Origin of the sequence: Stenotrophomonas maltophilia group sp. Smal13 (assembly GCF_030236855.1) — a bacterium.
Lineage (GTDB): Bacteria > Pseudomonadota > Gammaproteobacteria > Xanthomonadales > Xanthomonadaceae > Stenotrophomonas > Stenotrophomonas maltophilia_A.
This window is the reverse complement of the sequence record NZ_JASJSQ010000142.1, coordinates 1-8,392: the sequence shown is the minus strand read 5'-3', so window position 1 is coordinate 8,392 and position 8,392 is coordinate 1. Positions and strand designations below refer to the sequence as shown.

Annotated in this window: 9 protein-coding genes; all 9 read right to left on the bottom strand. The window is 66.5% G+C overall.

Annotation, left to right across the window (positions count from 1 at the left end):
• Positions 1-204: 204 nt before the first annotated feature.
• The 9 genes from QRO95_RS24550 to QRO95_RS24510 all read right to left on the bottom strand — a co-directional run bounded on the left by QRO95_RS24550 (position 205) and on the right by QRO95_RS24510 (position 8,078).
• Positions 205-1,851: a CsgG/HfaB family protein gene (locus tag QRO95_RS24550; protein WP_032128766.1), complete on the bottom strand. Its 1,647-nt coding sequence runs from the start codon at positions 1,849-1,851 to the stop codon at positions 205-207.
• Between the two features lie 16 nt (positions 1,852-1,867).
• Positions 1,868-2,545, bottom strand: coding sequence for a hypothetical protein (locus QRO95_RS24545; RefSeq protein ID WP_049398327.1), 678 nt, complete (start codon positions 2,543-2,545; stop codon positions 1,868-1,870).
• Between the two features lie 100 nt (positions 2,546-2,645).
• Positions 2,646-3,746 carry a hypothetical protein gene (locus QRO95_RS24540; RefSeq protein WP_049398326.1) on the bottom strand — a complete coding sequence of 367 codons (1,101 nt, stop codon included), beginning with the start codon at positions 3,744-3,746 and terminating at the stop codon, positions 2,646-2,648.
• The gene (locus QRO95_RS24535; RefSeq protein WP_049398325.1) at positions 3,737-4,933 is read right to left on the bottom strand and encodes a hypothetical protein; all 1,197 of its coding nucleotides are present in this window, start codon (positions 4,931-4,933) and stop codon (positions 3,737-3,739) included. Before QRO95_RS24535 ends, QRO95_RS24540 begins: the two co-directional genes overlap by 10 nt.
• Positions 4,934-5,040: 107 nt before the next feature.
• The gene (locus tag QRO95_RS24530; RefSeq protein ID WP_032128770.1) at positions 5,041-6,303 is read right to left on the bottom strand and encodes an RNA polymerase sigma factor; all 1,263 of its coding nucleotides are present in this window, start codon (positions 6,301-6,303) and stop codon (positions 5,041-5,043) included.
• A gap of 45 nt (positions 6,304-6,348) precedes the next feature.
• Positions 6,349-6,705 (bottom strand): DUF1428 domain-containing protein, encoded by a 357-nt coding sequence (locus QRO95_RS24525; RefSeq protein WP_032128771.1) that lies wholly within the window; start codon positions 6,703-6,705, stop codon positions 6,349-6,351.
• Between the two features lie 23 nt (positions 6,706-6,728).
• Positions 6,729-7,139 carry a VOC family protein gene (locus tag QRO95_RS24520; protein ID WP_032128772.1) on the bottom strand — a complete coding sequence of 137 codons (411 nt, stop codon included), beginning with the start codon at positions 7,137-7,139 and terminating at the stop codon, positions 6,729-6,731.
• A gap of 34 nt (positions 7,140-7,173) precedes the next feature.
• Positions 7,174-7,596 carry a VOC family protein gene (locus QRO95_RS24515; RefSeq protein WP_012509913.1) on the bottom strand — a complete coding sequence of 141 codons (423 nt, stop codon included), beginning with the start codon at positions 7,594-7,596 and terminating at the stop codon, positions 7,174-7,176.
• A gap of 68 nt (positions 7,597-7,664) precedes the next feature.
• Entirely contained in the window at positions 7,665-8,078 is a 414-nt protein-coding gene (locus QRO95_RS24510; protein WP_032128774.1) for a YciI family protein, read from the bottom strand.
• Between the last annotated feature and the right edge of the window lie 314 nt (positions 8,079-8,392).

Sequence of the window (8,392 nt, the reverse complement as noted above, 5' to 3'; positions counted from 1 at the left end):
GGTAGGTGTCGACCTTGGTCGACACACCGCTGTTGGTAGGTGTCGACCTTGGTCGACACACCGCTGCTGGTAGGTGTCGACCTTGGTCGACACGCCGCTGTGGTAGGTGTCGACCTTGGTCGACACGGACGGAAACAAGAAGGGGTCAGTTCCCTTTCCCTGCGGGAAAGGGCTCTGACCCCATCTGTGTGCTGCCTTGGCGTGTTACCAGTTCGGGTCTTCGGCCGGGGCGGCAGCGGGCTTGGGCTTCGGCTTGGCCGCCGGGCGCGCGGCGGCGGCCGGTGCAGCCGAGGCCGTTGCGCCGGCAGCGGCAGCGGCCGGCTTGCTGCCCAGCTTCTGGCGCAGTTCAATCTGGCCCGGACGGAAGCCGCCGCGCATGGCGTCGACGCCGTCTTCGATGGTGCCGTACGAGGTCTGTGCAGCCACGCGGTCGATGCGGATGGTGCAGCACGGGTGTTCGCTGCGGCCCAGCGAGCGACCGGTCTGCGGGTCCTTCAGTTCTTCGCCCAGGCGCACGGCCTGCCAGCGCTGGCCGGCCTGCACGGTGTCACCGCCCTGGCTCAGCACCACCTGGTCTCCGTCCACCGAAACCACCGACACCGGGAACAGCGTGGTGACGATGGTGGTGCCGATCTGGCCGGACAGCGATTCCATCATCGCCGCGGCCATGTTGCGGCCGTTGACCACGCGCGGCAGGGTGCTCGGGCCGGTCGAGGCCAGCTGGTGATCGAAGCTGTCGGACATCACCACCTGGCCGGTGGTGGCGTTGATCAGGCGCAGGGTAATGCGGCCGCCTCCGGAGTACGAGGTCACCTGGCGGTCGGACATGCGCAGGTTGCGCACGCTGCGCGGGTACTCGAAGCGTTCGATGGTCGGGATCAGGATCAGGTCGGTCGCCAGCTGCTGGCCGACGCGTGCGGTGTCCTGCAGGCGCACGTTGCCGCTGTTGATGTGGTCGATCTCGGCCTGCAGTTCGTCGCCGAACTCTCGGTCCAGCACGATGAAGCGCTGGGTCTGGGTCAACGTGTCGGACAGGCGTGCGCGGATCGCGTCGGCCACTTCGTCCGCGTCCACGCGCCCGTCGCCCACGGCATAGCTGCCGGCCTTGGTGCGCGGCAGTGCAACCACGATCTTCGGCTTGCCCTGCTCGTCCGGCGCGCGGTACTGGGCAATCTGTGCGCGCACGCGCACCTTCCAGTAGCTGCGCATGCTGCGATGGGTCACGTCGGAATCGAACGAACTGGCGCCACGCTTGGCATCGACGTTGACCTTCTCGTCGTAGCTTTCCCTGACGCTGGCCGAGGCCGAACCGCTCTTGGCCGATGCTTCGCCGGAGGCACTGGCCGACGCCGAGCCCTTGAAGCTCCAGCCTTCGTCGCTGGCGCGCACGCGGGCGATGGTTTCCTCGTCCAGCTGCCGTACTTCATCCTGCGACAGTATTTCATAGCCCAGCACCGCGCCCTGCGAGCCGGCGATCATCTGCTGGGTGAACGCGTCGGCGCGGATATCGCCGACGTGTTCGTCATCCACATCCACATGCAGGCCTGCACGCAGGCTCTGCATCTGGCTGGCCACGCGTACGCCGTTGACCTGCGCCACCGCCGACTGCAATGCCGCCAGCACCGCCAGTTCCGGGGTGCTGCCGATGCCGTCGGCTTCGCGCGCGACCTGGGTGGTGCCGCCGAAATCCGGCGTGCCACGCAGGGGCGCTGCTTCCACTGGCGCATTGCTGGCCAGTGCACTGGTTGCCTTGTCCTTGGCGGGCGCGGCGGCCGGGGTGTCCTGCTTGCCACAGGCTGCAAGCAGCGTGGCAGCCAGGCCCAGGCCGATCAAACGGTAGGTCATACGCATGGAGATTCGCCTCGGATCAGAGCGTGTCGAGCATCGAATCGGCGTTGGACGGCACCTTCACCTTGCTCTTCTTGGCGAAGGTCACGGCCGACTTGGTCGAACCGTACAGGCCCTGGATGAAGCCCGGCGATTCCTTGGCCACCCATGCACCTGCTGCCAGCTTGCGGCCGACGGTGGCCAGCTGGGTCGCGCCCAGGTTCTTCATGCCGGCGGTGAAGTTGCTGGCTTCGCCGCCCAGCTTCTGTGCTTCGGCCGCCGAGGACAGCAGCGAGACCAGGCCTTCGGCGTAGTGCTGCTTGGATTCAGCGTTCAGTTCCGGCTGTGCAGCCTGGCGCTCGTTGATCGCCGCCTGCGCAGCTTCACTGACCGACACCGACTTCTTCATCGCATCGACGCTGACCGAACCCGACGACAGCGCCTGGCGCTCTGCTTCCAGCAGCTGCACCTGCTCGGCCAGGCCGAAGGCGCGGGCAAACGAGGTCTGGGCCTGCAGCGAGTGCGACTGCGAGCTGACGAAACGACGCACCAGCGCTTCCTGCGCGGCTTCGTCCGGAGCGGCGGCGCTGGAGGCGCTGCTGCTGGAGGTGCCGGTAGCGGCGCCAGCCAGGTCCTTCAGCTTGCCCAGGCCAGCGTGGGCCGGCATCGACAGGGTGGCGGCAGCGATGGCCACGACAAGAGCGGTATTGCGGATCATGTGAGTGTCCTTTTGGGAGAGACGGCCGCGAAGCGGCACGTGGGAAATCGGTAACCCCAGGGCGATGCCGAGCGAGCTCGGCACCCACCGGGGTGGCGGATCAACGAACTGCCTTGACGTTCAGTTCGTTGATCATCTGCTGGGCAGCCTTTTCAGCCGCCAGCTGCAGCGCGTTGGTACGGGCGACGGTTTCGTTCGGGCCGGTACCGGAGAACTGCACCGGGCCCACCGACGACACGGTGCGCGGGAAGCGACCGGTCACGTCCAGCACCTTGCCGGTGACCGTGACGAACACGCGGGTGTTGCCGCTGGCCGGGTCGCGGTCGCGCATGCCGACGTCGAGGGTGCCGACGGCGATGTACGGGATGTTGGCCGCACGGATGCCGTTGGCGGTATCACGCAGGGTGGCCGGAGCCAGGTCGTTGCCGGTGCTGAAGTCCTTGCGGATACGCTCGATGCTGAGCAGGCCGCGCGATTCGCCTTCCACGTATTCGGCTTCAACCACTTCGTAGCCGGCGGCGCTGAAGGCGCCGGTCATCGCGGTGTTCACTTCGGCGGCGTTGGCCACCTTCCAGCTGATGTTGTCGCTGCGCTGGGTGGTGCTGCCGCCGCTGGTGACCGACATCGAACCATTCTGGTTGATGCTGCCGTTGGTGCTGACCGAGTTGCCGCGGAAGCTGTCGCCTTCACGGGTGTTCTCGCTGTAGCTGCTGCTGGCGTCGACGCGGCGGTATTCCTTGTCCTGGAACGACTGCACGGTGTCCTGCGAGCGCGCCATGAACAGGAAGGTCAGCAGCGAGCGCTGCGCGGCGGTGGCACCGGCCACGGCCGAGCCGGCATCCAGCTTGGTCTGCAGCAGTGTGGTGTTGATCTCGGCGCGGACGGTGACGGTGTAGGTCTTGGCCTTCTTGTCTTCGGTGTCCGACAGCTGCACGGCGCTGAGCACGTAGCGGTCGATCTCGCCGATGAACTCGGAGCGACGTGCTTCGAACAGGCGCAGCTTGGCCGCACCGGTTTCGGCGATGTACGCCTCCAGTGCATTGACCTTGGCCTTGTTCAGGGCCTGGGCGCGGGTGTCGGCACTCAGGCGCAGGCCGTAGCTGGCCGAACCGGTACCGCGTGAACTGGCGGTCTGTGCAGCGACCGGGGAGGCCACCACCAGGGCGATGAGGATGAGCAGGATGGTACGCATCAACGACATGACTTGATCAACTCCTGGAGGGCTTGGGTCTGCTGCTGCAACGGGCGGCCGCCCGGCTTCTGTTCGTCCAGCCAGCCGCGCGAATCGGCGCGCTTGGCGGCGGCGCCGGCGAAGGCGTCGAAGCCGGCCAGCAGGGTTTCGTAGCTGGCCGACCACTGGTCGACCTGCCACTGCGTGACCGGCACCACCTTGGTGGCACCCTTGCGCAGCGGCTGTTCGAAATAGACCTTGCCGGAGAACGGCTCGGTCACCTTGGCGGTGAAGAACGCGCCGAACAGCATCGTCTTCATCGCCGGCGTTTCTTCGATCACGCCGTTCTTCAGCGCATCCACCTGCAGGTTGATGACGTAGTCCGGCTCGGGAATCTTCAGCTGGTAGACCTTGCCGTCGGCAAAGCGCGCCGCCATCGCACCACCGATCGCCTGGCCCGAGGCCGGCGGCAGCAGGCCAACGCCGGTATTGGACGACAGCGTCTTGGACAGCTCATGGGCCAGCGTGGCGCGCAGCGGGGCTTCCCACTTCGGGTCGGGCAGCTTGGCGCGGACCGCGTCGGACAGGGTTACGCCACCGACCTGCAGGCGACGCACGGCGGCATCGGGCAGCCTGGCCTGGGCGAGGCTGGCAGCCAGCACCTGCGACAGGCTGGTATCGGCGCTGCCATACAGGAGATCGGCGACGATCGCGTCGATATCGTCGTTGTCCGGCCGGTAATCCTGCACGTCGATGCGCTGCAGGGTAAGCGGATAGGACGCGATCACCTGGCGCTCGCGGAAATCGAAGAACAGCGCCTGCAGCGCCACTTCCACCAGCACCTTGTACTGGTCACCAATCGGCTCGACCGAGACCAGTTCGCGGTCCAGTGCCGCGGCCAGCACTGTCGCACTGGTGGTGCCGTCGAGCATCGCCACCGGCTGGTCGATCAGTTCCAGATTGGCCGGCGGGCGACGCTTGAGCCCCTGCCCCAGGGTCTGGTTGAGCGGGATCAAGCCACGCTTTTCCAGCACGGCGTGCGCATGCGGCGTGGTCGCCTGCACGGCAGCGGCATCAGCGGTATAGGCAAAACCGGCCCAATAGGCCTGCTGTGATTTGTCTGCCGCCTGCACGGCCATCGGCCATACGGCCAGGCACAGGGCACAGGCAAGCAGGCGCGCAAAAGCGCGCGATGCGCTCTTCGTCCTTGAATACATCCAACCGCTCCTCGGTCAATACGCATGGAAAGTGGACGCTGACGCGTCCGCTGGGCGCGAAACATAACGGCTCGCGGGCCCGCCGACAAGTGCTGCCTTCGTCGAGGTCACTCCGTGGGAGGCAGGCCGGCCCGTTGCCGCAGCAGGCCCCGCTCTGCCTGGTTCTGGCTGAGTCTGGCGGCTTCCGCAAAAGCGTGACGTGCGTCCAGGTCGCGCCCCAGCGCCTGTAGTAACTCCCCGCGCACCACCTGCAGCGGCGCGTACTCGCGCAGTCGCGCGTCCACCAGCAACGGCTGCAGCTGCGCCCACGCCGCGAAGGCACCGTCACTGCGCAGCACCGCCACGACCCGGTTCAATGCAACAACCGGCGAGGGCTGCACCTGCAGCAGCTGCGTATAGAGCGCTGCGATGCGCGGCCAGTCGGTATCCTCGGGGCGGCGCGCCGCTGCATGGCACGCTGCGATACGCGCCTGCAGTACATAGGGATCATCAGCGCCACCGGCGGCCAGCGCGCGCGCCAGCACCTGCTGCCCGCGTTCAATCTGCAGCCAGTCCCAGCGCGCGCGGTTCTGCTGGTCCAGCAGTACCGGCACGCCCTGCGCATCGGTCCGTGCCGCGGCACGCGAGGCCTGCAGCTCCATCAGCGCCAGCAGGCCCAGCACCGGCGGCACCGGCAGCCGGTGCGCCAGGATGCGCGCGAGCCGCAATGCCTCCTCGCACAGCGCCGGACGCATCCAGTCATCACCGGCACTGGCCGCATAGCCTTCGTTGAACACCAGGTAGATCGCCTCCAGCACCGAAGTGAGCCGCTCGGGCATCGCGTCAGCACGCGGGACCTCGTAGGGCACCTGCTTCTGCGCCAAGGTGCGCTTGGCGCGCACGATGCGCTGGGCGATGGTCGGCTCGGGCTGCAGGAAGGCGCGCGCGATCTCGACAGTGGTCAGGCCACCGAGCAGGCGCAGGGTCAATGCCACCCGTGCATCGGCCGGCAGCACCGGATGGCAGGCCACGAACATCAGCCGCAGCAGGTCGTCACCCAGATCATCTTCCAGCGCTTGACTGTCATCGGGCGCCGGCAGCGGCGCCGGATGCAGCTCCTCGCCCCACTGCGCATGCTGCTGCGCCACCCGCTGGTGCTGGCGCAGCACATCAATGGCACGGTTGCGCGCAGTGGTCATCAGCCAGGCTCCGGGGTTGTCCGGGATGCCCTGCTCCGGCCAGCGCTCCAGCGCGGCCAGCCAGGTGTCCTGGGCCAGCTCCTCGGCGCGGCCGACATCGCCCCCGAGCAGCCGCGCCAGGCGCGCGATCAACACCGGCGACTCCATCCGCCAGAGGGTTTCCAGACGCTGCGTCAGTGCGGGCTCGAGCATGCGTCGATCACAGCACGCACGCCCGGCCCGCACAAGCGCCGTGGCTCATGCTTCAACAATCGGCTTGAAGCCGCCCCAGAACATGCGTTTGGTGTCGAACGGCATGTCCTTCGGGCCCAGCGATGCCAGCCGCGGGTCCGCCATTACTTTCGCGTTGATACGGTCGCGCGCCGCGCGCGAACGGAACACCACGAAGGCGACGATCACCGTTTCGCCAGGTTTGGCCTTGACCGCACGCGGAAACGACGTGCTCTTTCCCGGTTCCACATCGTCAGCCACGCATTCCATGTACTGCAGCGCGCCATGGTCCTTCCACACCGCACCGGCCTTGCGGGCAAGGCGGCGGTAGGCCGCCACCTTGTCCTGGGGGCACGGCAGCACGTAAGCATCCACGTAAGCCATGAGGATTCTCCCTGCGGCGGCCGTCAGCCCGGTTCGCCGTCCATGTGTGCGATTTCCCAGAGATGGCCATCCAGATCCTGGAAGCCGCGCTGGTACATGAAGCCCAGGTCGCGCGCCGGCTGCGGTTCGCTGCCGCCGGCGGCCAGTGCCTTGTCCACCAACTCGTCAACTGCCTTGCGACTGGGTGCCGAGAGTGCGTTGATCACTTCCGTGTGGGTGTGCGCATCGGCAATCGGCTTGTTGGTGAACTGCTGGAAAAAAGGTTGGGTCAGCAGCATCACGTAGATGCTCTCGCTGATGACCATGCCTGCCGCGTCATCGTTGGTGTAAGTTGGATTGAAGCTGTAGCCCAGCGCGGTGAAGAAGGCCTTGGATTTCTCCAGGTCCTTCACCGGAAGATTGACGAAGATCATCTGCGGTTGCGGTGCATTCATCGGTGAAGCTCCTTGTGGATGAAAAGAAGAGGGATCAGGGCTGCTTCATGCAGTTGACCATCCACGGCTTGCCGTAGCGGTCGATCAACATGCCCCAGCGGTGCGCCCAGAACGTTTCGGCGATCGGCATCTGCACCTGGCCACCGTCGGCCAGCGCGGCGAACACGCGTTCGGCTTCTTCGATGCTGTCGACGTCGACATTGATGGTGGTCGAGCCACCCTCGCCACCGCCGGGACCGTCGGCCGCCATCACGATGGCGCTACCGATTTCCAGCTGGCTGTGCGCGACGTGGTCCAGGGTTTCCGGCGGCATCTCGTTGCAGCCCGGCGAGCCATCGGAGGGCGGCATGTCGCGGTATTTCATTTCCGAGGTGACCTGGCCACCGAGTGCCTTTGCATAGAACGCCATCGCCTCATGGGCCTGGCCGCTGAAGCCGAGGAAGGGAATCAATTTCATGGCAATACTCCGTCGTGGGTTTCAGGGTGGTAGCGCCGGTCCATGCCCGGCGGGGGAAATGAACCGGGTCAACCTTCCAACTGTGCACGCAGACGCTGTTCCTGCTGCTGTAATTCCGGGGTGAAGGCTTCACCGAAGTCTTCGGCGGAGATCAGCGGGCGCAGCTCCAGCGTGCCGCCACTGTTGAACGGCGCGCGGCTGGCCCATTCAACGGCCTCGTCCAGCGAGCGCACCTCCCACAGCCAGAAACCGGCGATCTGTTCGCTGGCGGGGCCAAACGGACCGGCCTCGACCTTCGGCGCGCCGCCGCCGAAATGAATGCGACGTCCGCGCTGGGTGGCATGCAGGCCTTCACCGGCCAGCATGATGCCGGCGGCCACGAGCTGTTCGTTGAAGGCGCCCATTTCGGACAGTTCCTGTTCGCTGGGCATGCGGCCGGCTTCGGAGTCGGCGTTGGCCTTCACGATCACCATCACTTTCATTGCGGTCTCCCGTGGGGACGCGTGGTGCGTGCCCTTCACTGGGTACAACGAACCAGGGGGCTGGGAATCGACACGTTCTCTGAAAATTGTTTCTTCCGTGGAAAGCGCGCCTTCGGCGGGAGTCGGCGAACGGCGGAGCCCCTCCGTGGTGGGGTTGGGTTGGTCGCTGAAAAGCTCGGGTTCATGGGTTTGGCCGGGTGGGTAGGCGGGTCGGGGGACGCCGTAAACCCGTCCCTGGGGCTTGGCCGCGGCATCCATGCCGCGGACACCCCCGCCCCGCCTACCCACCCGGCCTTGGACAAGTTCCTGTCTCC